Source organism: Pseudoxanthomonas sp. P4_B2, assembly GCF_056402315.1.
Genome location: NZ_JBFUHQ010000002.1, coordinates 202,975 through 225,642, shown reverse-complemented (window position 1 = coordinate 225,642; position 22,668 = coordinate 202,975). Strand labels below are relative to the sequence as shown.

Annotated in this window: 19 protein-coding genes; 11 read left to right on the top strand and 8 right to left on the bottom strand. The window is 65.7% G+C overall.

The features are described 5' to 3' along the window. The first annotated feature begins 209 nt into the window (after positions 1 to 209). From AC1DTQ_RS05530 to fabG, 6 genes are all read left to right on the top strand, one after another. The gene (locus AC1DTQ_RS05530) at positions 210 to 551 is read left to right on the top strand and encodes an ApeI family dehydratase (protein WP_477848531.1); all 342 of its coding nucleotides are present in this window, start codon (positions 210 to 212) and stop codon (positions 549 to 551) included. Then, positions 548 to 1,555: an LpxL/LpxP family acyltransferase gene (locus AC1DTQ_RS05525; RefSeq protein ID WP_477848530.1), complete on the top strand. Its 1,008-nt coding sequence runs from the start codon at positions 548 to 550 to the stop codon at positions 1,553 to 1,555. Before AC1DTQ_RS05530 ends, AC1DTQ_RS05525 begins: the two co-directional genes overlap by 4 nt. After that, complete coding sequence (locus AC1DTQ_RS05520; protein ID WP_477848529.1) at positions 1,506 to 2,144, top strand: LolA-related protein; 639 nt, start codon at positions 1,506 to 1,508, stop codon at positions 2,142 to 2,144. The genes AC1DTQ_RS05525 and AC1DTQ_RS05520 overlap by 50 nt, the downstream gene beginning before the upstream one ends. Beyond that, positions 2,144 to 4,498, top strand: a complete 2,355-nt coding sequence (locus AC1DTQ_RS05515; protein ID WP_477848528.1) for an MMPL family transporter — start codon at positions 2,144 to 2,146, stop codon at positions 4,496 to 4,498. The genes AC1DTQ_RS05520 and AC1DTQ_RS05515 overlap by 1 nt, the downstream gene beginning before the upstream one ends. Then, a complete protein-coding gene (locus tag AC1DTQ_RS05510; protein WP_477848527.1) occupies positions 4,485 to 4,916 on the top strand; it encodes a hotdog family protein in 432 nt (143 codons plus the stop codon). The genes AC1DTQ_RS05515 and AC1DTQ_RS05510 overlap by 14 nt, the downstream gene beginning before the upstream one ends. 69 nt (positions 4,917 to 4,985) lie before the next feature. Beyond that, complete coding sequence (gene fabG, locus AC1DTQ_RS05505; protein ID WP_477848526.1) at positions 4,986 to 5,717, top strand: 3-oxoacyl-ACP reductase FabG; 732 nt, start codon at positions 4,986 to 4,988, stop codon at positions 5,715 to 5,717. Between the two features lie 56 nt (positions 5,718 to 5,773). On the opposite strand, the gene AC1DTQ_RS05500 is transcribed toward fabG, so the two are convergent. Genes AC1DTQ_RS05500 through AC1DTQ_RS05480 form a run of 5 tightly spaced genes read right to left on the bottom strand, consistent with a single transcriptional unit; the run spans position 5,774 to position 10,557 of the window. Next, a complete protein-coding gene (locus AC1DTQ_RS05500) occupies positions 5,774 to 6,061 on the bottom strand; it encodes a GIY-YIG nuclease family protein (protein ID WP_477848525.1) in 288 nt (95 codons plus the stop codon). Positions 6,062 to 6,118: 57 nt separating this feature from the next. Continuing rightward, complete coding sequence (locus tag AC1DTQ_RS05495; RefSeq protein ID WP_477848524.1) at positions 6,119 to 7,741, bottom strand: NAD(P)/FAD-dependent oxidoreductase; 1,623 nt, start codon at positions 7,739 to 7,741, stop codon at positions 6,119 to 6,121. Then, on the bottom strand, positions 7,738 to 8,565 hold the full coding sequence (locus AC1DTQ_RS05490) for a glycosyltransferase family 2 protein (RefSeq protein WP_477848523.1): 828 nt from the start codon (positions 8,563 to 8,565) through the stop codon (positions 7,738 to 7,740). Before AC1DTQ_RS05490 ends, AC1DTQ_RS05495 begins: the two co-directional genes overlap by 4 nt. Then, positions 8,558 to 9,370 carry a beta-ketoacyl synthase chain length factor gene (locus tag AC1DTQ_RS05485; RefSeq protein ID WP_477848522.1) on the bottom strand — a complete coding sequence of 271 codons (813 nt, stop codon included), beginning with the start codon at positions 9,368 to 9,370 and terminating at the stop codon, positions 8,558 to 8,560. The genes AC1DTQ_RS05490 and AC1DTQ_RS05485 overlap by 8 nt, the downstream gene beginning before the upstream one ends. Beyond that, positions 9,367 to 10,557, bottom strand: a complete 1,191-nt coding sequence (locus tag AC1DTQ_RS05480) for a beta-ketoacyl-[acyl-carrier-protein] synthase family protein (RefSeq protein ID WP_477849129.1) — start codon at positions 10,555 to 10,557, stop codon at positions 9,367 to 9,369. Before AC1DTQ_RS05480 ends, AC1DTQ_RS05485 begins: the two co-directional genes overlap by 4 nt. A gap of 269 nt (positions 10,558 to 10,826) precedes the next feature. On the opposite strand from AC1DTQ_RS05480, the gene AC1DTQ_RS05475 reads away from it, so the two are divergent. Next, positions 10,827 to 11,099, top strand: coding sequence for a YcgL domain-containing protein (locus tag AC1DTQ_RS05475; RefSeq protein WP_477848521.1), 273 nt, complete (start codon positions 10,827 to 10,829; stop codon positions 11,097 to 11,099). Then, the gene (locus AC1DTQ_RS05470) at positions 11,092 to 14,388 is read left to right on the top strand and encodes an ankyrin repeat domain-containing protein (protein ID WP_477848520.1); all 3,297 of its coding nucleotides are present in this window, start codon (positions 11,092 to 11,094) and stop codon (positions 14,386 to 14,388) included. Before AC1DTQ_RS05475 ends, AC1DTQ_RS05470 begins: the two co-directional genes overlap by 8 nt. A 49-nt stretch (positions 14,389 to 14,437) precedes the next feature. Here AC1DTQ_RS05470 and AC1DTQ_RS05465 read toward each other — a convergent pair whose 3' ends face one another. Next, positions 14,438 to 16,243, bottom strand: coding sequence for a monovalent cation:proton antiporter-2 (CPA2) family protein (locus AC1DTQ_RS05465; protein WP_477848519.1), 1,806 nt, complete (start codon positions 16,241 to 16,243; stop codon positions 14,438 to 14,440). A gap of 97 nt (positions 16,244 to 16,340) precedes the next feature. On the opposite strand from AC1DTQ_RS05465, the gene AC1DTQ_RS05460 reads away from it, so the two are divergent. Together AC1DTQ_RS05460 and AC1DTQ_RS05455 are read left to right on the top strand one after the other, a co-directional pair. Beyond that, positions 16,341 to 17,195 carry a hypothetical protein gene (locus tag AC1DTQ_RS05460; RefSeq protein WP_477848518.1) on the top strand — a complete coding sequence of 285 codons (855 nt, stop codon included), beginning with the start codon at positions 16,341 to 16,343 and terminating at the stop codon, positions 17,193 to 17,195. A gap of 78 nt (positions 17,196 to 17,273) precedes the next feature. Then, positions 17,274 to 18,137 carry an energy transducer TonB gene (locus AC1DTQ_RS05455; protein WP_477848517.1) on the top strand — a complete coding sequence of 288 codons (864 nt, stop codon included), beginning with the start codon at positions 17,274 to 17,276 and terminating at the stop codon, positions 18,135 to 18,137. A 62-nt stretch (positions 18,138 to 18,199) separates the two neighbouring features. Here AC1DTQ_RS05455 and rho read toward each other — a convergent pair whose 3' ends face one another. Together rho and trxA are read right to left on the bottom strand one after the other, a co-directional pair. Beyond that, a complete protein-coding gene (rho, locus tag AC1DTQ_RS05450; RefSeq protein ID WP_477848516.1) occupies positions 18,200 to 19,978 on the bottom strand; it encodes a transcription termination factor Rho in 1,779 nt (592 codons plus the stop codon). A 272-nt stretch (positions 19,979 to 20,250) separates the two neighbouring features. Next, positions 20,251 to 20,598 carry a thioredoxin TrxA gene (gene trxA, locus AC1DTQ_RS05445; protein WP_093288782.1) on the bottom strand — a complete coding sequence of 116 codons (348 nt, stop codon included), beginning with the start codon at positions 20,596 to 20,598 and terminating at the stop codon, positions 20,251 to 20,253. A gap of 217 nt (positions 20,599 to 20,815) precedes the next feature. On the opposite strand from trxA, the gene rhlB reads away from it, so the two are divergent. Next, on the top strand, positions 20,816 to 22,507 hold the full coding sequence (gene rhlB / locus AC1DTQ_RS05440; protein WP_477848515.1) for an ATP-dependent RNA helicase RhlB: 1,692 nt from the start codon (positions 20,816 to 20,818) through the stop codon (positions 22,505 to 22,507). The last annotated feature ends 161 nt before the right edge of the window (positions 22,508 to 22,668 follow it).

Genomic DNA, 22,668 nt, shown 5'->3' with positions numbered 1-22,668 from the left:
TAACGTCGCGCCCCACGATGAAGCCGTGGGGTCCGCAAGCCGGCCGGGAATTTCCGTAAGGCGCCTCCTGTGCCTCCGGAAACGGCGCACATCCATGTGCGCCGCCCCTTCGGGGTTTATCCCGACCTGCTTGCCGCGCCTCACGGGACTGAGGGAACAAAGCCAAAGCCTTCTAAAGCGTCGCCCCAGCTAGACCCGCCGCGTTCAGCATGCCCTCCGGTATCCTTGTGTGCAGGGGACAGTCGAGAAAATGCGGTATGCGGTTCATCATTCCAGCGGATCATCCGAGCTTGCCGGGGCATTTTCCGGGCCGGCCGATCGTTCCAGGCGTCGTGCTTTTGGATCAGGTGATCGAGGCCATCGAGGCCGATCACGGCCCGCTGCCGTCACTGCGCCTGCCGCAGGTCAAGTTCCTCAAACCGTTGTTGCCCGATGAAGCTGCGTCGGTGGAGTTGCTGGGCGAAGCGCCGCGCTGGCGTTTCAGGGTATTGCGCGAGCGTGAGTTGCTGGCCAGCGGCGAGATCGTGGCCGAAGCGTGGGACGCCGCATGAGCGCGAACTGGAAACAGCGTCCGGAAGGCGGCGGCCGTTTCGCCATCTGGCTCATCCGCGGCATTGCGCGCCACGGCGGGCGTAGCGTCGCCCGCGCTTTCCTGTATCCCATCACCCTTTATTTCCTGCTGATACGCGGCCCGGAGCGGCGCGCCTCGCGTACCTATCTGACCCGCGTGCTGGGTCGCAGGGTGGGACTGTGGTCCGTGGCCAGGCATATCCATACCTTCGCCGCGACCATCCTGGACCGCGTGTTCCTGCTCGGCGGTCGCTTAAGCGGTTTCGATGTGCGCATCACCGGACTGCCGGAGCTGCACGAGGTGCTGGACCGCCGCCAGGGCGTGCTGTTGTTCGGCTCGCATCTGGGCAGCTTCGAAGTGATGCGGGTGCTGGCGCAGCAGCGCCCCGACTACAAGATCCGCGTGGTGCTGGACCGGGCGCACAACCCGGCGATGACCCAGCTGTTGGATGCACTGAATCCGGAGATCGCCGCTGGGGTGATCGATGCCGGCCAGGATGGCCCGTCGATCGCCATGGCGATCAAGCAGGCCACCGACGAAGGCGCGCTGGTCGCGCTGCTGGTGGATCGTGCGCGCCCCGGCGAGCCTGCCTTGAACGCGCAGTTCCTGGGTCGCGATGCCCCCTTTCCGACCGCGCCCTGGCTGATCGCCTCCGCGTTGAAAGTGCCAGTGGTGCTGGCTTTCGGCCTGTATCTGGATGGCCGTCGCTACCACCTGGCGTTCGAGAGTTTCAGCGACAGCATCGCCGTGCCGCGGCAACAGCGCGCCCAGGCCGTACTCTCGCTCATCCAGCGTTACGCCTCCAGGCTGGAGCATCACGCCCGTGCCGCACCCTATAACTGGTTCAATTTCTATGACTTCTGGGGCAACGAAGATGAAGGCAGCACGCCATCTCCGGCCGACGCGCCGCGCATCGTGGCGATCGATCATGCCGATGCTGATGCTGCTGTGCAGCGCCGTGTTGCCGTGCGCCGCAGCCCCTGAGGCCGGCGCGGCTATACCGGTCGATGCCGGCTGGATCTTGCAGAAGCTGGCGCGGCCCGCGCCGATGCGCACCGCCTTCGTGGAGCTGCGCGGTTCGGCCATGCTGAAAGCGCCGCTGCGTATCGAGGGCGAATATCGGCGCCCCGACCCAGACACGCTGGTGCGCGCGGTGCGCTCGCCGTATGCGGAAACCACCACGCTGCGTAACGGCGAGGCGACGATCGCCCGTGCCGGCAAGGCGCCGCGCAAATTCTCGCTTTCGCGGGTGCCGGAACTGGCGGGCTTGCAGGCCAGCTTCGGTGCATTGCTGTCGGGCGACCGCGCCTCGCTCGAGAAACACTATCGACTCACGCCGCAAGGCACGCGCCAGCAATGGACGCTGGTGCTCGCGCCGCTCGACGCGCAAATGAAAGGCAGCGTGCGCGACATCACCCTGTACGGGCGCGGCGCTGAGTTGCGCTGCATCGAAACCCGCCCGCTCAAAGGTGATCTGCAACGCACGCTGCTCGCGGGCGCCGCTAACGACGCCGCCAAAGCAAGCTCCGCCGATGCGTTGGTCGCGTTGTGCCGCGCGGGCGCCGCGCGCTGATGCTATCGGAGCGTCCGCTGTCGGCGCGCAGCCGCATCGTGCTGGCCCTACTGTGGCTGGCGGTGCTGGCGCTGGCCGCATGGGCCATTACCCAGCGGCTGCAACTTAGCGGCGACCTGCGCAAGTTCATGCCGGCGGCCGAGACGCCGGCGCAGAAGCTGCTGATCGACGAGTTGGGTGAAGGCCCGGGTTCGCGTCTGCTGCTGATGTCGATCTCCGGAACCGATGCGCCGACCCTCGCCGCGCAATCGCAGGCGCTGCGCAGCGCCTTGGCGGCGCGTCCGGAGTTCGCGCTGGTCGCTAACGGCGGCGATGCCAGCCTGGATGCGATTCCGGAACGGCTGCGTCCGTATCGTTATCTTCTGACCGACACTTTCGATGCGCGACCGCTCGATGAAGCGTTGTTACGTGAGGAACTCGATGCGCGCGTGCAGGACCTCGGCTCGCCGGCCGCGTCGTTGATCGAACCGCTGCTGCCTTCCGATCCGACACTGGAAACGCTGAAACTGGCCGAGCGCTGGCAACCGGCCAACGCACCGCAACGTTCGAATGACGTCTGGTTCGATCGCGCCGGAGACAAGGCCCTGCTGGTGGCGCAGACGCGAGCGGCGGGTTTCGATCCCACCGGCCAGCAGGCGGCGGTCGACGCCATCCATTCGGACTTCAACAAGATCGCTGCCGGCACGCGCAGCAAGTTGGTGCTGACCGGCCCCGGCGCGTTCTCGGTCGAGATCGGCGGACGCACCGCCGCCGAAGCGCAGTGGATCGGCATGGTCGATACGATTGGACTGATCTTGCTGCTTGGCTTTGCGTACCGCAGTTGGAAGATGCCGATCCTCGGCGCATTGCCGCTGGCCACCGCCGGGCTGGCTGGGCTGGGCGCAGTGGTATTGCTGTTCGACGGCGTGCACGGTATCACCGTCGCCTTCGGCTTCACCCTGATCGGCGTGGTGCAGGACTATCCGATTCACCTTTTCAGCCATCAGCGCCCGGGCATGTCCCCCTGGGCCAACGCACGCTCGTTATGGCCGACGCTGGCGACCGGGGTGGCCTCCACCTGCATTGCCTACGTCACCTTTCTGTTCTCCGGTGTGGATGGCTTGAAGCAGTTGGCGGTATTCACCATCGCCGGATTGGGCGCCGCGGCGATCAGCACGCGCTTCTTGCTGCCGGCCTTGATAGATCCGGCGCCGCGCGACTTCGCTGATTCGCACGCGCTGGCGAAGATGTGGCGGGGCATCGCGCGCTTGCCGCGTCCGAAGGGGTCGCTGGTGTTGGTAGCTGTGGTCGCGCTCGGTATCATCGCGCTCGCGCCTGGCCGGTTCTGGCAGAACGACCTCTCCAAGCTCACTCCGGTGCCTGCGGATGCGCTGGCCAGCGACGCGGTGCTGCGCGATGAACTGGGCGCGCCGGATGTGCGCTACGTGCTCACGCTCGCAGGAAAAAACGAAGACCAGGTCCTGCAGGCCTCGGAACGTTTACGGCCCGCGCTGGATCGTCTGGTCGCCACGCGCGCGCTGGCCGGTTACGACTTAGCCGCGCGCTACCTGCCCAGCGCGCAGACGCAGCGTGCGCGCCAGCAGGCATTGCCGGCGCGCGATCGCCTGCAAGCGATGTTGGCAGCGGTGCTGGAAGATTCGCCCTTCAACAGCGATGCCTTCGATCCCTTCCTCGCTGACGTCGAAGCTGCCAAGCGCGCGCCGGCACTCACCCGGGTCGACCTGCAGGGCACGCCGCTGGCGGCGAGCGTCGCTGGATTGCTGCTGCCCGGAGGCGATCATGCCACCGCCCTGGTGTCGTTGAACGGTCTGCAGGATCCCGCTGCGGTCGCGAAAGTGGCTATGGCCAATGGCGCGCAATTGCTGGACCTGAAGGAAGCTTCCGAATCGCTGGTGGCCGCTTACCGCAGTCGCGTGCTGGCAGCACTCGCCGTCGCCGCGTTATTGCTTACCGCCACAGTGTGGATCGCGCTGCGCCAGCCGCGCCGCGTGCTGCGGGTGCTGTTGCCAATGGCGTTGACGACCCTGCTGATCCTGGCGGTGCTGCGTGGCGTGGGCGTCGAATTGAATCTGTTCCACCTGGTCGCGCTGATCCTGGCCGCCGGCCTGGGTCTGGACTACGCCTTGTTCTTCGACCATGCCGGCGACGACCGCGCCGACCAGCTGCGCACGCTGCACGCATTGATCGTGTGCAGCCTGATGACGCTGCTGGTGTTCAGCCTGCTGGCGCTGTCCTCCATCCCGGTGCTGCGCGCGATCGGCAGCACGGTAGCCATCGGCGTGTTCGCCAATTTCGTGCTGGCGCTGCTGATATCGCGGCAACCGGTAGTGGAGGCGTCCGATGCTGTCGCGTGAGCAGATCGAAGCGATGATCCCGCACAAAGGCAGCATGTGCCTGTGGGACGAAGTGCTGGAATGGGATGCGCGGCGGATCGCCCTGCGCGCCGACAACCATCGCAGGACCACGCATCCGTTGCGTTCCCAAGACAGGCTGCGTGCCGTCCATCTGTGCGAATACGGCGCTCAGGCCATGGCCGTGCATGGCGGCTTGCGTGCGCGTGCGCACGGCGGCGACGCGAGCCCCGGGCTGCTGGTCGCGCTGCGCGGCGTGCAGCTGCATGTTTCCTATATCGACGCGCTGCCCGGCGCGCTGGAATGCGAAGCCGAGGTGCTGGCAGAAGGCGAGGGTAGTCAGCAGTATGCATTCCGCATCCACCATGCCGGCGATCTTGTTGCCGAGGGCCGCGCGGCGGTCATGCTGCGGGATGCGTAGGTCGCGGCTCCTGCGAGAAGGCGGGCGAGTGATGCACAATCGCCGCACTGGATCCTTGCGGACAACCCGATGAATCAAGAAAGAAAGCGTGCGCTGGTCACCGGCGGCAGCGGCGATCTCGGCAGCGCCATCAGCAAACGGCTCGCGGTGGACGGCCTGCATGTCATCGTCCACGCCAACACCAATCATGCGCGCGCCGAGGAAGTGGTCGCGGAGATCCGCGCAGCCGGTGGAAGCGCCGAAGCGGTTGCCTTCGATGTCGCCGATGGCGAGGGGACGCGCGCGGCCATCGAAACGCTGCTCGGGGGTGGTCCTATCCAAGTGATCGTCAACAACGCCGGCATCCACGACGACGCGCCCATGGCCGGCATGTCCGAAGCGCAGTGGAAACGGGTCATCGACGTTTCGCTGCACGGTTTCTTCCACGTCACCCAGCCGCTGCTGCTGCCGATGGCGCGCACGCGCTGGGGGCGCATCGTCAGCGTGTCCTCGGTCGCCGCGGTGCTGGGCAACCGCGGCCAGACCAATTACGCCGCGGCCAAGGCCGCATTGCATGGCGCATCGAAATCCCTGGCGCGCGAGATGGCCGCGCGCAATATCACCGTCAACGTGGTGGCGCCGGGGGTGATCGAAGGCAACCTGACTTCGGAGCTATTTTCGGCCGAATCGATCAAGCAGATCGTTCCTGCGGGACGCGCGGGAAAGCCGGAGGAAGTGGCAGCACTGGTCGCCTTCTTGTGCGGCGCCGACGCGGGCTACATAAATGGGCAGGTGATCGGGGTCAATGGCGGGATGGGTTGAACCCGTGTGATATCCATTTTTCTCAGGTCGTCATCCCGGCGAATGCCGGGACCCAACTAAACGATCCCAGGATACAGATCCAGCCAGTAAGGATTGTCAGCCTGGATCAGGCCGATTTTCCACGCACGCTTCCAGTTCTTTATCAGCTTCTCGCGGGCGATCGCTTGCGCCATGGTTTCATGGAGCTCGAACCATACCAGCAGGTTTACGCCGTACTGCTTAGTGAAACCTTCGATAGCTCCCGCACGGTGTTGGGAAACGCGAGCGATGAGATTTGCAGTGACACCGACGTAAAGCGTGCCATTCCGTCCGCTCGCCATCATGTAAACGCAGGGTTGCTTCATAGACATCCTTGTCTGAAAGTTGGGTCCCGGCTTTCGCCGGGATGACGACCCAAATTTTTAAGCCGCGTCGGCGTACCAGGCTGAGGAGAGTGATGGTGAGTCGTTATCTCTTTGCGAGAGCAAGTCATCAAATCCGTGACTGTCGATCTCCGGATGCTCAGCTCTCGCCCGCCCGAGTATCTCCCGCGCCAACCACTCCATCCGCGCCACGTTGTCCCCGATGCGTCGCATGAAGCCTGCCTGGTCCAGCTCATCCAGCAGCGCGCGGTTCATCTCGTGGAACCAGTCCACGTCGTACTGGTTGAGGAAGCGGCCGTCCGGCGTCAGCGGCGCGGTATTGCGTTCGCCCCATTCGCGCAACAGCGCTTGCACCGCCAGGTTCAACTGACGGCCACGCAGGAATTGCGGCCGTAGTTTCCCGATCAGCGAAATATCGGTAAGTCGATGACCGAAGAACAACGGCGCCAGCAGCGCCCAGTAGTAGGTGTAGTCCCAGATCACCTTGACCGGCATCACCTGCGCGTCGCCGAACAGCGGGTACTGGTCTTGGTACAGAGTCAGCGTGTTCTCGTAGAACGAGAAGTACATCTGCTGGTAGATCTCCGCATAGGGCGCGAATTGTTGCCCGGCGCGGTCCTTACCGATCAGGTCGCAGATGAAGGTATTGCTCATGGCGATGAAGTCGCTGCCCGGCGAATAGAACGGATCCAGGAACAACCCCGCCTCGCCGGTCAGCGCCCAGCGGTCGCCGCTGAACACCTGCTTGCAGCCATAGGAAAAGTGGCGCAGAAACAGGAAATCCTGCAGCCGGTGCTCGGGCTTTTCCAACGAACGGGCCACCTGCGGCTGATGCTCGTGCAGCCAGGCCATGGCCTTGTCGAAGGTGTTCATGGTTTCCAGCGGATGCATCTTCGCGTCGCAGACGATGCCCAGCGAATGCGCGCCCGACGCCAGCGGAATCAGCCAGAACCAGTAGCCGGGTCCGCACATGTGGTTGGTCGAGCGCCAGCGATCCGGCGGAGTGCAGCGCGCCAGCCACTGCGGGTCGTCGGACCATTGGTTGGGATCGACAAAGCCGTCCACCCGCCACCACACCGCATTAGCGTTGTGGTCGTTGGGCTGCGCAAGTTCGCGCTTGCGTTTGATCAGCCCCGCGCGTCCGGCCGCATCCACTACCCAGCGCGCGGCCAGGGTGGTGCTCGCACCCGCATGCTCGAAGGTCACCGCATGCGGTTGGTCCTTTTCGTCGAGCTCGATTCCGCGCACCAGCGCTTCGTCGCGGAAATCCACGCCTAACGCGCGCGCCTGTTCGCCTAGGAAATTCTCGAAGCGGCCGCGATCCAGTTGCCACGACGGCGCCGGCAACAATTCGCTGACGCCCAGCTCGGTGCAGCGATCGATATCGTTGCGGCCTTCGGAAAAAAAGAAGCGGAAACCGAACTTGCGGATCTGTTCGGTTTCCAAGTGTTCGCGGAAGCCGAGCACGCTGGAGAAATAATGCGCGCCGATTTCCACCGTCGACTCGCCGACCTTGAACGCGGCTTCGCGGACCGGGTGCGCGCGCCGCTCCAGCACGATGACGCCGATCTGCGGTTCGCGCTGCTTCAACTGTATCGCCAAGCTCAACCCCGCCAGCCCGCCACCTAGAATCACGACATCGGTGGCGGCTGCGTTGTTCATGCGGTTTTCCTGATCTCGGAAGGAACAGGCGGGTCACCGAATTCCCCGCTGGGGTCGTCGATGATCGGCGGGTGGGCCTGGATGCTGCGGTAGACCGCGACAAGTCCGCCGTAGCGCAGCGCTTGCAGCACTATGTGGCTGGTGATGCGGTAAAGATCCCGCAGCGGCCGGAAATGACTGGCGCGGAACTGTTCATCGCCGCCGGCACAACGATAGCGCGATTCGATCGGCACGGAGATGCAGCGCGTGCCCAGGGTGCGGGCGGCTGAAATCACGATTTGGGCTTCGAACACGAAATCCTCGCCCGGGATATCGTCCAACGCCATCACTTCGGCCGGATAGAAGCGCTGGCCGCTCTGGCTGTCGGCGATCTGATAGCCGGTACCCCAGGCGATGCCCCAGTCGCCGAACTGGTTGGCCAGTCGGCGGTAGGTCGGCTGCGAGGCGCGCTTGCGCAGGCGCGCGCCGATCACGATGCAGCCGGGATGGCGATTGGCCGCCTCTAGCAGGCGCGGCAGGTCGCTGGCCGAATGCTGGCCGTCGCCATCCATGGTCAGCACGCCTTTGAAGCCGCGCCGTCGCGCTTCGCGGAAGCCATCGCGCAGGGACTCGCCTTTGCCCTTGCGTTCGTCGTGACGCAGCACGATCACCGGCAGATCCGCGATGCAGTCGCCGGTGCCGTCGGTGGAACCGTCGTCGACCACGATCACATGCGGGCACTGCGCCAGCGCGCCTTCCACCACTTCGCGGATACGCAGCGATTCGTTCAACGCCGGGATCAGCACCGCTACCTGGTTGCGTTCGAGTCGTTTCGACTCAGTCATAAGCGATCTCCATCCCTAGAATCTTCCCCGATCCGGCCGTTATCGCCGCGTGTGGACGCAACAGGCCCAGCGCCTCGAACAGAGGCAGCATCGGCTGCATGGCATTGCCGGCGGCCAAGCGCGAAAGCGCACCGTCGTTGTCGACTGCACTGTCCGCCGCTTCCTGAATGCTTGCGCGCAAACGCGGCATGCCCGGCTGCGGATCGGCGACCAGCAGCAGAGCGCCGCCCAGCAAACCCTCGCTGCGGGAGATCAGGCTCAACGGACCCGTCGCGGCGCCGTCGTATCCGATCAGCAGTACCGCATCGGTACCGGTAGCCAGTTGCGCCAGCGCCTCCAGTAGTCCCTGGGCGAAGCTGGCGTCGTAAGCGCTGATGGCGGTGGCCGGGGCCATGGCGCCGGCGCCGATGGTCCAATAGCCGGCCGCCGCGTTGTGCACCGAGTTGTGGAAGCGGGTGGGCGAGATGGTGCGCGGTTCGCTGGCCAGGGTTTCGCACATGTAGTCGGTAATCGCCAGGTCGCCATGGGTGGAGGCGAACACCGAGGACAGCGAGGCGGGATCGCGGCCGGCAGCGGTGCAGGCGGCCAACGCGACTTCCAACGCCACAGCGACGGTGTCGGGCGCGCGCCGTCGCTCGTTGGGCGCCAGCAACTGGGCCGAGGGTTTGGCCGGCGCATCGGCGGGCGGCATGCCGTTGGAGGGTGGGCCGTCGGCCAGATAGACGCACGCTGCCGCCCACGACGGCAGGCCGCGGGTCCAGAAACCGACGCCGGCGATGCCGGCCGAAAGAACAGGCGACGTCATGCGCGACCGAACACCAAGGAGGCGTTGTTGCCGCCGAAGCCGAACGAATTGTTCATGGCGAAGCCGATGTCGCGCTGGGCGTTGTCGAAGCGGATCTGCGGGCCGCAAGCCGGATCGGGCGTGGCGCTATTGAGCGTGCCGGGCAGCAACCCGTTTTCCAGCGCCAGCAGCGCGATCACCGACTCGACGATGCCGGCTGCGCCCAGTGTGTGTCCGGTCCAGCCCTTGGTCGAACCAGCATGCAGGCTGTCCGGGAACATGCTGGCGACCGCTTGCGCCTCGATCGAATCGTTCGCCGGCGTGGCGGTACCGTGCAGGTTGAGATAACCCACCTCGCTGGCGTCGATGCCGGCGCGCGCCAGCGCATCGCGCATCGCCAGTCGCGCGCCCAGTCCTTCGGGATGCGGCGCGGACATGTGGTGGGCGTCGCTGGATTCGCCGTAGCCGCGCAGTTGCAGGCCTCCGGTTTCGCCATCGGCCAAGCGTTCCAGCACCGCGAAACCGCCCGCTTCGCCCAGCGAGAGGCCGACGCGGTTCGCATCGAAAGGCCGGCACGGCTCCGGCGAGACCAGTTGCAAGGCGTTGAAGCCGAACAGAACGCTGCCGCACAAGGTATCCACGCCGCCGACCAGTGCCGCATCGGCCAAGCCCGCCTGAATCAGGCGCGCGGCCTGGGCAAACACTTTGGCGCTCGACGAACAGGCGGTGGCGACGGTGACGCACGGACCCTGCAAGCCGGTGGCATGGCGCACGAAATCGCCGAGCGAATGCGGTGTGTGCACTATCGGCCGGGCCAGGTCGGCTGGAAAGCGGTGGGCCTCGCCCGACAGCCGCGTATAGGCCTCTTCGGTAGCGCCGATGCTGGAGGTAGAGGTTCCCATCACCACCGCCACGCGGTCGGCGCCGTGGCGTGCGATCGCACCGGCGACGGCTTCTTGCAGCCCGTCCTGCTGCAGCGACATCCAGGCCAGCCGGTTATTGCGGCACTCCCAACCCGACAGGGCGGACGGCAGCGACGACTGTTCCAGTCCGTCCACGCGGCCGATCCAGCAATCCAAGCGTTCTTCGTTGCCGAAATCGTTGCGGCGCAGTCCGCTGCGGCGGCTGCGCAATGCTTCGGTCAGTGCGTCGCGGCCGCGGCCCAAGGCAGTAGTGGCGGTGTAGGCGCGGATCGCCAGGGCGGGCATGAGTGACGACGACGATGGCTGCACGCGGTATTCCGTAGACTGGCGTGGCGGAAGTATAGCCAGTGGGCCGAGCGGGAAATTTGCGCTGCCTTAATGGCGCGCAGCGGATTCAGTGTTGTGAGACCCATCGCGCCGGGCGTTCATCCACGGCTTGGATTGCCCTAGTTTTAGCTCGTCCAGCGCTTGCGCGCGCGGCGCTGCGGGTTTCGCTATGCCTGCGTTTCCTCCACAATCCATCCACCCCCAAACGCAGGACGCGTCACGCGCGGATGCAAGCCTACGTCTACAAGAGCCAGCGCAAGGCAGACACTTTTGTTTACCTTGCCGCACGCGACGATTTCGAACGCATACCGGATTCCCTGCGTGCGCCGTTGGGCGAGCTGGCGTTCGTGCTGGAAGTGGCGCTGACGCCAGAGCGCAAGCTGGCGCGGGAAAACACCGAGACCGTTCGCCAGAATCTGGCCTCGCGCGGCTTCCATATCCAGTTCCCGCCGCAGATATTCGATCTGCAGAACGGCAATACCGGTCGCTCGGATGGTTAGGAAAGTATCCCTGGTCCGTGCCGCGCCCGGAATCGCCCTGGCGCTAGGCATGCTGCTGGCCGCGCTCACCGGGCTTACCGGTGCTGGCGGCGCCTTCGCCGCACTGGGCGCGTTGTTGGCGCAGCCGGTGCTGGCGCTGGCGGTGTCGTGGCAGCGGCAAACCCGCGCCCGCCCCTCCGGCGCGGCCTGGCGTGGCGAGGCGCTAGCGCTGCTGTCTTTGTGGGCAGTGGGTTTCATCGCGTCCGCGTTGCTGGTGGCATGGCCGCTGAGCGCGTTGCGGCAGAGTGGCAGCCTGCCTGCCGCGCTGGGCTTGAGTGCCGTGGTGGGCGCGTTGCTGATCGGACTGTGGCGGACCTGGCCGATGTGGCACCTGCTGGAACGCGAGGGAGGTTCGCTTGCCGACCATTGGCGCGGCCTGTCGGAGCGGGATATCCATGCTTGGCATGGGCTGGGCGTAGCGGCCCTGGTTGCCGTGGCCATCGGCTTTGGTGGAGCGCTGGCCTGGCCGGGGCTGGTGCCGCCGCAATTGCGCGTGAGTCTTGCCGCAGCCTACGCGCTGTTGCTGCCGGTTCTGCATTGGGCCTTGCAACGCGCCGCCGCAGCCAGGACCCTGCCGGTGCTGGTGATGACGTCGGTTGCGGCCAATGCAAGCACCGCGCCTGCCGCCGTACCGGTGGTGATGGAAGAAGACCTGGATGTGGCGCTGTTCGCCGCCGCGCGCGCGGGGCGGGTGGAACGCGCGCTGGAGCTACTGGATGCCGGAGCCAATCCGCGCGCCGCGTCTTCCGATCCGCGCGACCAGCGCAGCCTCGCGACCCTGGCGGCGGTGCTGCCCGACCTGCGTCTGTTGCGCGCGCTGATCGGTCGCGGCATCGACCTGAATCAGGCGCAGGCAGGGATGACGCCCTTGCTGGCCGCCACGCGCGACAGCTGGCACGGCAGACCCGATGCGGTGACGACCCTGCTAGCCAACGGCGCGGATCCGCGCGCGGCCGACAGCGAAGGCAACACGCCGCTGCACCACGCTGCGCGCAGTTCCGATCCCGGCGTGGCTGCCTTGCTCCGCGACGCGGCGGCGGAAATCGATGCGCTGAACGACGAAGGCTTGACCCCGCTGGCGGTGGCCTGCGTTTCCGGCAATTGGCGCCTGGCCAAATTCCTGCTCGAACGCGGCGCCAAACCCGAACCGCAGGGGGGACAGCCGGTCTTGCTGGCCGCTGCAGCCACCGAAGAAGACGATCCGGCCGGCGTGCTGCTGCTGCTCAAGCACAAAGCCAAGGTAGACACGCGCGATGGCCGCGGCCGCAGTGCGCTGCATGAAGCGGCCTTCGCCGGCCACATCGAGATCGTCGCCGCATTGCTCGGTGCAGGCGCGGATGTGCAGGGTCGCGACGAAGCCGGCCGTACGCCGTGGCTGGAGGCGGCGCGCGGCGGTCATCTGTCCGCGCTGGACGCGTTGGCCGAAGCGGGTGCGCTTGCCAGCGACGACGACGGCGAAGGCCGCAACGCCTTGATGCTGGCCTGCACCGGCGAATCCGTGCCCGCCGGGCTGGTGCGGCGTTTGCTCGAGCTGGGCGTCGATCCGGACCATGCCGACCAACACGGCAGGCGTGCGGTCGATCTGGCAGCCGAGGCCGGGCGTTGGGCTATCGTGTCCGCGCTGGATCCCGCCTATGCCTTGCCCTCTGCGGTGGCCGAGAGCGAGGAAGACCAGGCGCCTCCCGATCGAGCGCCCTTGGGCTTGGTTCGTGATGGCCTGCAGGCCGACCGGCACGACGGCCTGGAAGCGCTAGCCAAGCTCTGCTCCGCGCAGGAACTGGGCACGCTGCTGCACGATCCGGGCATCGTCGCCTCGCCCGCGCGCGTCGGCTGGTTGCTGCGGCAGGGCGCCGATGGCGAAGCGCGCGACAGCCAGGGCGATGTGCCGGTATTCGCGCTGCTGGGCCGCGGGCCCGAAGCGCTGCCGCTGCTGCGGCTACTGCTGCAGCGCGGTCTGTCGCCCGCCGGCACTGGCGGCTTGTCGCGATTCCTATCGGCTTGCCTGCAGGGGAATCCTTCGATGCGCGGCGCCGAAGCGTTCGCGCTGGAATTGCTGGAACGCGGCGCCGATCCGTTCGCTCCCTCGCGCAACGGCGATCCGCCGCTGTCGCTGGCGGTACGCCTGGGTTGGACGCGTCTGCTCGATCGCCTGCTCGACCTGGGGCTGGACCGAGAAGCGCGCGACGGCCATGGCATGTCCGCCCTGCATCTGGCCACCGCGCTGGGTCGGGAAGCGGTGTTGAAGCAACTGATCGCCAAGGGCGCCTCGCCCGAAGCGCGCGCCGCCGATGGCCAGACTCCTCTCGGGGTGGCGCTCGCCAGCGGCCGTCGCGACTTGGCCGATTGGCTGGACTGGCGCGGCTGGTCCCTGCCCAAGCGCGCACTGCGTGCCTCGGACCTTCCCGCCGCGGCGATGGCGGGCGATGCGGATGCGGTACGCCGCCTGCTGGATCTGGGTTTCGCGGTCGATTCGCCCGACGCGCAGGGCTGTACCGCTCTGTTGCGCGCGGCGGGCGGCGGTCATCGCGCCACCGTCGATTTGCTGATCGGCCACGGCGCCGATCCGCAGCATGCGGCCAACACTGGCGCCACTCCGCTATCGGCCGCGGTGAGCATGCGGCAGGCCGATATCGTCAACGACCTGCTCGCTGCCGGTGCCCAGATCGAACACCGCCTGCCGGGCGGAGTCACCGTGCTGATGCTCGCTTCTGCGCTCGGCCTGCCGGATATCGCCGCGCGACTGCTCACCGCTGGCGCCAACGTGCATGCCAGCGACGCGCAGGGGCTAGCGCCACTGCATTGCGCTGCCCTGTTCGGGTTCATCGCGCGCGACAAGCCGCGTCTGGTCGCGTTGTTCGATACCTTGCTGCTGGCCGGTGCGGAGCCGGAACAGATCGCCGCCGGTGCGGTCACGCCGCTGCTGCTGTTGCTGGGCGCGCGCGCCGAGCCCGGCACCGCCTGCGACGAGGAAGTAGTGCTGGCCGCGCTGGAACGCTTGCTGGATGAAGAAGTCTCGCTTGACGTGCAGGATCCACGCGGCTTCGGCCCGCTTCATCTGGCGGCCCTGCACGGGCTGCTGCGCGTGGTCCAGCGCCTGCTGCGCACCGGCGCCGATCCCGACTTGCGCGATTCGCTGAACCGCACGCCGCGCGAGATCGCAGTGATGCGCGGTTTCGTCGATGTGGCCGCCGAATTCTCGCCCGCGGTTTCCGGGGCATCGATGGCGCGTTTCCTGCGCGAACCGCGCTAATGGCTTCCTTCTCCCACCGGGAGAAGGGAAGCAGGCAACTACCTTCGTATCAAATCTGTTTCGGCGCCTTGATCCCCTCCATCGAATCGCTATCGCTCTGATCGGCCTCGAACAGTTTTTCCAGATCGGCGCGCGCCCCACGTGCGGTTTGCAACAGCGCCGTTTCATCGTCGTACACCAGGTGCTGTTCGCGCAGCAGCTTTTCGTCGTGCTCGCGGAAGCGGCGGGTGTGGTCGTTGGCCACTTTCGCCGATAAGCCCAAGGACACCAACACCTGTTCGCCCATTTCCAGGCTGGAGCTGAAGGTCTCGCGGAACACTTCCGCGCCCAGGTCCATCAATCGCCATGCGTGCAGTCGATCGCGCGCGCGCGCGAACACTTTCGCCTGCGGATACATGCGCCGGATCAGGCGGGTGACGCGCACGCTGGTGTCGGGATCGTCCACCGCGATTACAAATATCTTGACCTGTTGCGCTCCGGCCGACCGCAGCAGTTCGGGCCGGGTCGGGTCGCCGTAGTACAGGCGGTTGCCGAAGCGGCGCAAGGTGTCGACCTGCTCGGCGCTATGTTCCAACGCCACGAACGGAATGCGTTGGGCCACCAGCAACCGCGCCACGATCTGGCCGAAGCGGCCCATGCCGGCAATCAGCACCTCGGGATGGTCGTCGGGAATCGCATCGAACTCCCGCGCCGCCGGCCGCTCCGGAAAGCTGGCCAGCAGCCGCGTCATGCCGATCAGCAGCAACGGCGTCAACGCCATCGATACGCCCACGATCGCGACCAGACGGTCGTGGTCGGCTGCGCTGAGCAGTCCCACCCGGGCGGCGTCGCTGAATACGACGAAGGCGAATTCACCGCCCAACCACAACACGCTGCCCAACATCAGCGCATCGCGTTTGATCAACCCACCCGGGTGCAAGCCGACCAGGAACAAGATCGCGAACTTCACCAACAACAGCACCACCACCCCACCGGCGATCACCTGCGGTTCGGCGATCACCCGGTCCAGGTCGATGCCCATGCCCACGGCAATGAAGAACAGGCCCAACAGCAGGCCCTGGAAGGGACGGATCTGCGCCTCCAGTTCATGACGGAATTCCGAATCGGCCAGCAGCACGCCGGCCAAGAACGCACCCAAGCCCGCGCTCAATCCGGCCAGTTGCATGAACCAAGCAATACCCAGCACCACCAGCAGCGCGCTAGCGGTAAACACCTCTGGCATGCGCGTGCGTGCCACCACCCGGAACACATTCCGCAACAGCACCCGTCCGCCCAACACCACCAGCGCGATCGCGCCCACCGCTTTGGCCACACTCAGCCAGTTGACGCTGGCGTGCTCAGTGCTGCCCAGCAGGGGAATCATTGCTAGCAGCGGAATCGCCACCAAGTCCTGAAACAACAGAATGGCAAAGCCCAGGCGACCGTATTCGCTGGCCAGTTCCTTGCGCTCGCCCAGCAATTGCAGACCCACCGCGGTGGACGACAAGGCCAGACCCAGGCCGATCACCAGTGCGGCCTTCCAGTGCAGATTCGTCGCCAGGACCACGCCGCCCAGCGCCAGCGCGGTGAGCGTGACTTGCAGGCTGCCGGCGCCGAACACCGGCTTGCGCATCACCCGCAACCGCGATGGCGACAATTCAAGGCCGATGACGAACAGCAGCATCACCACGCCGATCTCGGCCGCGCTGAGGATGCGTTCGGTGTCGTCCACCACGCTGAAGCCGTCCGGCCCCAGCACCACGCCGGTCACCAGGTAGGCCAGCACCGCGCCCAGCCCGAATTTCTTGAATAGGGGCACCGCCAGCACCGCGGCCAGCAGGAAAACCAACGCCAGTTCTAGACCACCACCATGCATGCGCGCACCTCCGTGCCGGCATTATGCGTCGTTGACCGTTCGCCGGTCCGATCCGCGTACGCTTTGGATAACGAACGACCGGGTCGACGCGATGACGATGAAGCGGATTTTCCTGACGACCTCCCTATTCGCGTCCGTGTCGTGGATGCCGCATGCGGCCATGGCGGCCGATACTGCCTCCGGCTACTTCCGGCTGGGCGAACAACGCATAGAACCGCGCCATGCCGTCGCGGTACGGGCCGACAGCGAGGCTTCGCCGGCTGAAACCGAAACTTGGATCTACCTCAGCGCCTCGCCATTCGATGCCTTGCCGGTCGCCGCAGCGTTCGATCCCGACGACGGCGTGCGCGAGCAGGCCTCGGACGAAGCGTCCGGCAGCTACGTGAAATTATGCGTAACCGCCGATGGCAAGGAGTGCGGAATCGATTTCGCTCATCGCGGCCCCACCCGCAACTTCAGCAGCGGCGGCCATGGCGAACTCGTGCTCGTCGCGCAAACCCCTCAGCGTATCGCCGGCAACTTCAAGCTGCCGGAGGCTGAGGAGTTTTTTGAGGAGACCTACCAGTTCGACCTGACCTTCGATGTCGGCATCACTCCACCACCCGGCACCGCATTGCCCGTAGGTGGCGACGAACCTGGCAAGGCTTATCAGGTCTACCTAACCGCTTTGGCGCAGGGCGATTTCGACGTCCTGCGCGAGCTTGCCGGTGAATCGGGCGCTTATCGGTTCCCGCAAGACGATCCGACTTCGGCGAAGGAAACCCTCAAGTCCCTGCGCGACGAGCAACCCGTGGTCGCGGCAATCGCTCGCGGCCGGCTGAATGGCGATCAGGCGGTGCTGTGGGTGAAGGGCGAAGATCGCGACGACATCATGCGGACGGGCAGGGTGTTGATGAAGCGCACCGATTCGGGATGGCGGTTCGAGGAAGCTGAGCTGGATGCGGTGGATTGACCCGGCGCTGTCACGGATTGGAAACTGCCTTCCAAGCAGATACGCTGCTCACCGGACAACTTCGCAAGGAAAGGCGTAATGAATCGGACAATGGCATTGCTGTTGGGACTTCTGGTCACATTTGCCAGCCATGCGGCCGGCCCGGGCGCCGTGCGCAAGACGATCGAGTCCAGCATGCTGGTGACCGGCTGGGTGTCGATTGCAGCCGACGGCAGCACGACCAAGCTCGAGCTAGACGAGAAGGACAAGCTTCCCGAAGGCGTGGTCTCGCTGATAGAGCAGGGCGGTGCGTCGTGGCGTTTCGCGCCGGTGTTGGTCGACGGCGTGGCGCGAAAGGCCAAGGCGCGCATGAGCCTGCGCATCGTCGCCAAGAAGATCGACGCCGAGCGCTACGAGATCAGCATCCGCAGCAGCTATTTCGGCGCAGAAGCCACCACTCCGGAAGAGTACGTGCAGCAGCCCGATTCGATCAAACCGATCGCGATGAAACCACCAGTCTATCCAGAGAACGCAGCGCGCATGGGCGCGCGCGGAACCGTCTATGTGGTGCTGAAGATCGGGCGCGAGGGCTCGGTGCAGGAGTTGTTTGCCGAGCAGGTCAATCTGCAGATTGTCGGCAGCGACAATCAGATGAAGCAGATGCGCGGCATACTGGCCAAGTCCGCATTGAACGCGGCCAAGAAGTGGACGTTCCAGCTTCCTGCCACGGGCGAGAACGCCAAACAAGACCTCTGGGTGGTGCGCGTGCCGGTCGACTTCCAGTTCTACGGCTACCAGCGGCCCGGCTACGGCCAATGGGATTCCTATGTGCCTGGCCCAACCCTGCGTGCGCCTTGGGATACGGGATCGGATACTACCCAGAGCCCCGATGCGATGATCGCGGGCGGTTTGTACGACGCACGCAACAGCCTGCGGCTGCTGACGCCTTTGCAACCGGGTTGAGTGACGGCGGTACGAAAAAGCCCCGCGTCGCGGGGCTTTTTCTTGATGCATGAAGCGCAGGCTCAGCGCTTCATCGAACTGAAGAACTCGTCGTTGGACTTGGTGTTCTTCATCTTGTCCAGCAGGAATTCCATCGCCGTGATCTCGTCCATCGGGTGCAGCAGCTTGCGCAGGATCCAGATCTTCTGCAGCAGTTCCGGTTCGATCAACAGATCCTCGCGGCGGGTGCCGGAACGGTTGATGTCGATGGCCGGGTACACGCGCTTCTCGGCGATACGGCGGTTCAGATGCACTTCGCTGTTGCCAGTACCCTTGAACTCTTCGTAGATCACCTCGTCCATCTTGCTGCCCGTCTCTACCAGAGCCGTCGCGATGATCGTCAGCGAACCGCCTTCTTCCACATTACGCGCCGCGCCGAAGAAACGCTTCGGGCGGTGCAGGGCGTTAGCGTCCACGCCGCCGCTGAGCACCTTGCCGGAGCTGGGCACCACGTTGTTGTAGGCGCGGGCCAGGCGGGTGATGGAGTCGAGCAAAATCACCACGTCCTTCTTGTGCTCGACCAGGCGCTTGGCCCGTTCGATCACCATTTCGGCGACCTGCACGTGGCGCGCGGCCGGTTCGTCGAAGGTCGAGCTGATCACTTCGCCGCGCACCGTGCGCTGCATCTCGGTGACTTCTTCCGGACGCTCGTCGATCAGCAGCACGATCATGTGCACGTCGGGATGGTTGGTGGTGATCGCGGTGGCGATCTGCTGCATCAAGATGGTCTTACCGGCCTTGGGCGGCGACACGATCAGCGCGCGCTGGCCTTTGCCCTGCGGCGCCATCAGATCCATGATGCGGCCGGAGATGTCTTCGCTGGAACCGTTGCCGCGTTCCAGGGTGAAGCGGCGGCGCGGGAACAGCGCGGTCAGGTTCTCGAACAGCACCTTGCCCTTGCTGGCCTCGATCGGTTCGCCGTTGATGGTGTCCACCACCGACAGCGCGAAATAGCGTTCGCCGTCTTTGGGGAAACGGATGCGGCCGCTGAGATGGTCGCCGGTGCGCAAGTTGAAGCGGCGGATCTGGCTGGGCGAGATATAGGTGTCGTCCGGGCCGGCCAGGTAGCTGGCCTCGGCCGCACGCAGGAAACCGAAGCCGTCCGGCAGGATTTCCAGCACGCCGTCGGCGGCGACGCCTTCGCCATGGCGGGTCAGCACTTTCAGCAACGCGAAGATCACGTCCTGCTTGCGCGCGCGGGCCACGCCTTCGTGGATGCTCAGCTGTTCGGCGATGTCCAGCAGCTTCTGCGCCGGCATGCGCTTAAGGTCGCTCAGCGAATACTGCGGGAAGCCTTCGGGGACGCCCGGGGCGGGGCCGCGCGGCACGAAGGCCTCGTTGGCGCCGTTGTCGGCAGGCATGCCGTCGTTGCGCGGACGCTGGTCGCGGTCGCGACGGTTGCGGAAACGGTCGCGACGGTTGTTACCGCCGCCACCGCCGCCATTGTTGTTCTGGAAGCGGTTGTTGTCGCGCGGCTCGCCGTCCTGCTGCTGGCCACCTTGCGGGTTGCCTTGCTGACCGGACTGGCCGCCGTCCTGCGATTCGCCGCCATAGGATTGGGGCTGCGCAGCGGCAGGAGGATTAGGGGCGACAGCGGGTTGCTGCTGGGATTCGTGTCGCGGCGCGGCGGGCGCGGCGGGCGCGGCCGGAGCCGGCGGCGGAGCGCTGGGGGTTGGTGCGGAGAGGGGAGCCGGGGCTGCAGGCGCTTCGGATTGGGGAGCGGCCTTGACGACACGTGGCTTGCGCGCACGCTTCTCGGCAGGAGCGCCGGCATCGCCGGCTTCAGGGGTGTTATCGGACAAAGGTGCGATTCCTCGCTATGGTTGCGAGCGCCAGCGAATGCGGGCGGGATGGGTGGGAGAGTGGATGCCCTGGGACGAGTGCGTCAGAAGGGTGCGGCGCAGACCCCGCGCCGGATAGTGCTGAAACTAGCACCGGGAAGCGACGGCGGCAAGCGCTGCGCCGGAAAGCCGTTCAGTTACGAGGTTCCGCCTGTAGAACTGAGCCTGCTTAATGGCTCTCTCCGGCTCCAAGTCGAGCCGAGCAAGCTCGGCTCTACAAGAACTACTGGGGATCAGGCCGCCGAAGCGGTCGAACCGATACCCTTTTCTATCATCTGGGTCAGCTGGCCCTTGCCCACGGCGCCGACCTGGGTGGCCTGGACCTGGCCGTCCTTGAACAGCAGCAGCAGCGGGATGTTGCGCACGTGGTACTTGATGGCGGTGGCACGGTTTTCGTCCACGTTGAGCTTGACCACCTTCAGCTTGCCCTCGTAGGTCTGGGCCAGTTCGTCCAGCACCGGAGCGATCATCTTGCAGGGGCCACACCACTCGGCCCAGAAATCCACCAGTACCGGTTCGTCGGACTGCAGCACGGCCGTCTCGAAATCGGCATCGCCGACGTGTGTCACCTTATCGCTCACTTTGGGGTCTCCTGCGGGGTCCGCGGAGGGCGGGGCCCGGTTGTGGGCCGAAATGCCGGCCTCCGCATTGCTGTAAACTGGGGCGTTCCGCGATTCCGTTCAAGGGCTTAGGCCTGGATTCGCGTACACCGGCATGGAACGCAGTGTGCGACGCCGGTGACGACGATGCAAGCGCATCGACCTGCGCAATGCGCGTGAAACATCCAAAGAAGAAAGTATGAGCGACAAGCCGTTAACCGACATCACCTTTTCCTCGTTCGACCTGCATCCGGCCTTGCTCGCCGGGCTGGAAGCCGCCGGATTCTCGCGCACCACGCCGATCCAGGCGATGACGCTTCCCGTGGCGTTGCCGGGCGGCGACGTCGCCGGCCAGGCCCAGACCGGTACCGGCAAGACCTTGGCCTTTCTGGTCACGGTCATGAACCGTCTGCTCACGCGTCCGGCGCTGGCCGACCGCAAGCTGGAAGATCCGCGCGCGCTGATCCTCGCGCCGACCCGCGAACTGGCCATCCAGATCCACAAGGACGCGGTGAAGTTCGGTGCCGACCTGGGCCTGCGTTTCGCCCTGATCTACGGCGGCGTGGATTACGACAAGCAGCGCGAACTGCTGACCCAGGGCGTGGACGTCATCATCGCCACGCCGGGTCGCCTGATCGATTACGTGAAGCAAAGCAAAGTGGTTTCGCTGCATGCCTGCGAGATTTGCGTGCTGGACGAAGCCGACCGCATGTTCGACCTGGGCTTCATCAAGGACATCCGCTTCCTGCTGCGCAAGATGCCCGAGCGCACCACGCGGCAGACGCTGCTGTTCTCGGCCACGCTCAGCCACCGAGTGCTGGAGCTTGCGTACGAACATATGAACGAGCCGCAGAAGCTAGTGGTGGAAACCGAATTCATCACCGCCGCCAAGGTTCGCCAGAAAGTCTATTTCCCGGCCAACGAAGAAAAGGTCCCGTTGCTGATCGGCCTGCTGTCGCGCAGCGAAGGCGCGCGCACGATGATCTTCGTCAACACCAAGGTGTGGGTGGAGCGCGTAGCGCGTTCGCTGGAAAAAGCAGGCTACCGCGTGGGCGTGCTGTCGGGCGATGTGCCCCAGAAGAAGCGCGAGTCGTTGCTCAACCGCTTCCAGAAGGGCCAGCTCGAGATCCTGGTGGCCACCGACGTAGCCGCGCGCGGTTTGCATATCGACGGCGTGTCGCACGTCTACAACTACGATCTGCCGTTCGATGCGGAAGACTACGTGCACCGCATCGGCCGCACCGCGCGCTTAGGTGCCGAAGGCGACGCGATCAGCTTCGCTTGCGAGATCTACGCGCAGAGCCTGCCGGACATCGAGGCCTACATCGAACAGAAACTGCCGGTCGAGGCGGTGACCGCCGAACTGCTGACCGCCATCCCACGCGCGCCGCGGGCGGCGCCGCAACCGGGCGACGAAGTGGATGAGGACGCCGGCGAAAGCATCGGCACGATCTTCAAGGAAGCGCGCGAACAACGCATCGCCGATGAGCAGCGCCGTGGCGGCGGTCGCACTGGCGGCGGCGGTTCGAGCCGCAGCGGCAGCGGTCCTTCGCGTCCGCGCAGCGGTTCGACCGGCGCTACTTCCGACCGCGGTCCGCGTCCGCCGCGTCTCCCGCGCAGCGAGAATCTCGCCGCTTCGGCACCTGTTGCCGCGGCTTCGACTCCGGCCGTCGCCGCAGGCACTGGACCCGCCGGCGCGACCGACGCCACGCGTCCGCCGCGCAAGCGTCGTCGTCGTCGTCACGGCGTACCCCTCGAAGGAGCGGTCGCAAACTCGGCAACGCAGCAGTCGCAGCCTGCATTGGCAGCCAAGGCCGCAACGTCCGTCGACAACTCTTCGTTCCTGACCAAGCTGGGTCGCAAGCTCAAGTCGCTGGTTTCCGGCTCCTGATGAGTAGGTCGGGGTTACACCCCCGACTTCATTGCGCCAACCAACGCGCGTATGAGCGATGTAATACCGGTCCGCGGCGAGACTTCATGACGCCAACCAACACGCGCGTCGGGGATGTAACCCCGACCTACGGCGTGAGAAGGGAACAGGGCATAATCCCC

Excerpts from the sequence above, each read along its gene's own strand:
- AC1DTQ_RS05485 (WP_477848522.1), bottom strand. The coding sequence starts at position 9,370 with ATGACGTCGCCTGTTCTTTCGGCCGGCATCGCCGGCGTCGGTTTCTGG.
- AC1DTQ_RS05460 (WP_477848518.1), top strand. The coding sequence starts at position 16,341 with ATGAAGCGGATTTTCCTGACGACCTCCCTATTCGCGTCCGTGTCGTGG.
- AC1DTQ_RS05475 (WP_477848521.1), top strand. The coding sequence starts at position 10,827 with ATGCAAGCCTACGTCTACAAGAGCCAGCGCAAGGCAGACACTTTTGTT.
- rhlB (WP_477848515.1), top strand. The coding sequence starts at position 20,816 with ATGAGCGACAAGCCGTTAACCGACATCACCTTTTCCTCGTTCGACCTG.
- AC1DTQ_RS05515 (WP_477848528.1), top strand. The coding sequence starts at position 2,144 with ATGCTATCGGAGCGTCCGCTGTCGGCGCGCAGCCGCATCGTGCTGGCC.
- AC1DTQ_RS05495 (WP_477848524.1), bottom strand. The coding sequence starts at position 7,741 with ATGAACAACGCAGCCGCCACCGATGTCGTGATTCTAGGTGGCGGGCTG.
- AC1DTQ_RS05490 (WP_477848523.1), bottom strand. The coding sequence starts at position 8,565 with ATGACTGAGTCGAAACGACTCGAACGCAACCAGGTAGCGGTGCTGATC.
- AC1DTQ_RS05520 (WP_477848529.1), top strand. The coding sequence starts at position 1,506 with ATGCTGATGCTGCTGTGCAGCGCCGTGTTGCCGTGCGCCGCAGCCCCT.
- AC1DTQ_RS05525 (WP_477848530.1), top strand. The coding sequence starts at position 548 with ATGAGCGCGAACTGGAAACAGCGTCCGGAAGGCGGCGGCCGTTTCGCC.
- AC1DTQ_RS05530 (WP_477848531.1), top strand. The coding sequence starts at position 210 with ATGCCCTCCGGTATCCTTGTGTGCAGGGGACAGTCGAGAAAATGCGGT.
- AC1DTQ_RS05455 (WP_477848517.1), top strand. The coding sequence starts at position 17,274 with ATGAATCGGACAATGGCATTGCTGTTGGGACTTCTGGTCACATTTGCC.
- fabG (WP_477848526.1), top strand. The coding sequence starts at position 4,986 with ATGAATCAAGAAAGAAAGCGTGCGCTGGTCACCGGCGGCAGCGGCGAT.
- AC1DTQ_RS05470 (WP_477848520.1), top strand. The coding sequence starts at position 11,092 with ATGGTTAGGAAAGTATCCCTGGTCCGTGCCGCGCCCGGAATCGCCCTG.
- AC1DTQ_RS05500 (WP_477848525.1), bottom strand. The coding sequence starts at position 6,061 with ATGAAGCAACCCTGCGTTTACATGATGGCGAGCGGACGGAATGGCACG.
- AC1DTQ_RS05465 (WP_477848519.1), bottom strand. The coding sequence starts at position 16,243 with ATGCATGGTGGTGGTCTAGAACTGGCGTTGGTTTTCCTGCTGGCCGCG.
- AC1DTQ_RS05480 (WP_477849129.1), bottom strand. The coding sequence starts at position 10,557 with ATGCCCGCCCTGGCGATCCGCGCCTACACCGCCACTACTGCCTTGGGC.
- AC1DTQ_RS05510 (WP_477848527.1), top strand. The coding sequence starts at position 4,485 with ATGCTGTCGCGTGAGCAGATCGAAGCGATGATCCCGCACAAAGGCAGC.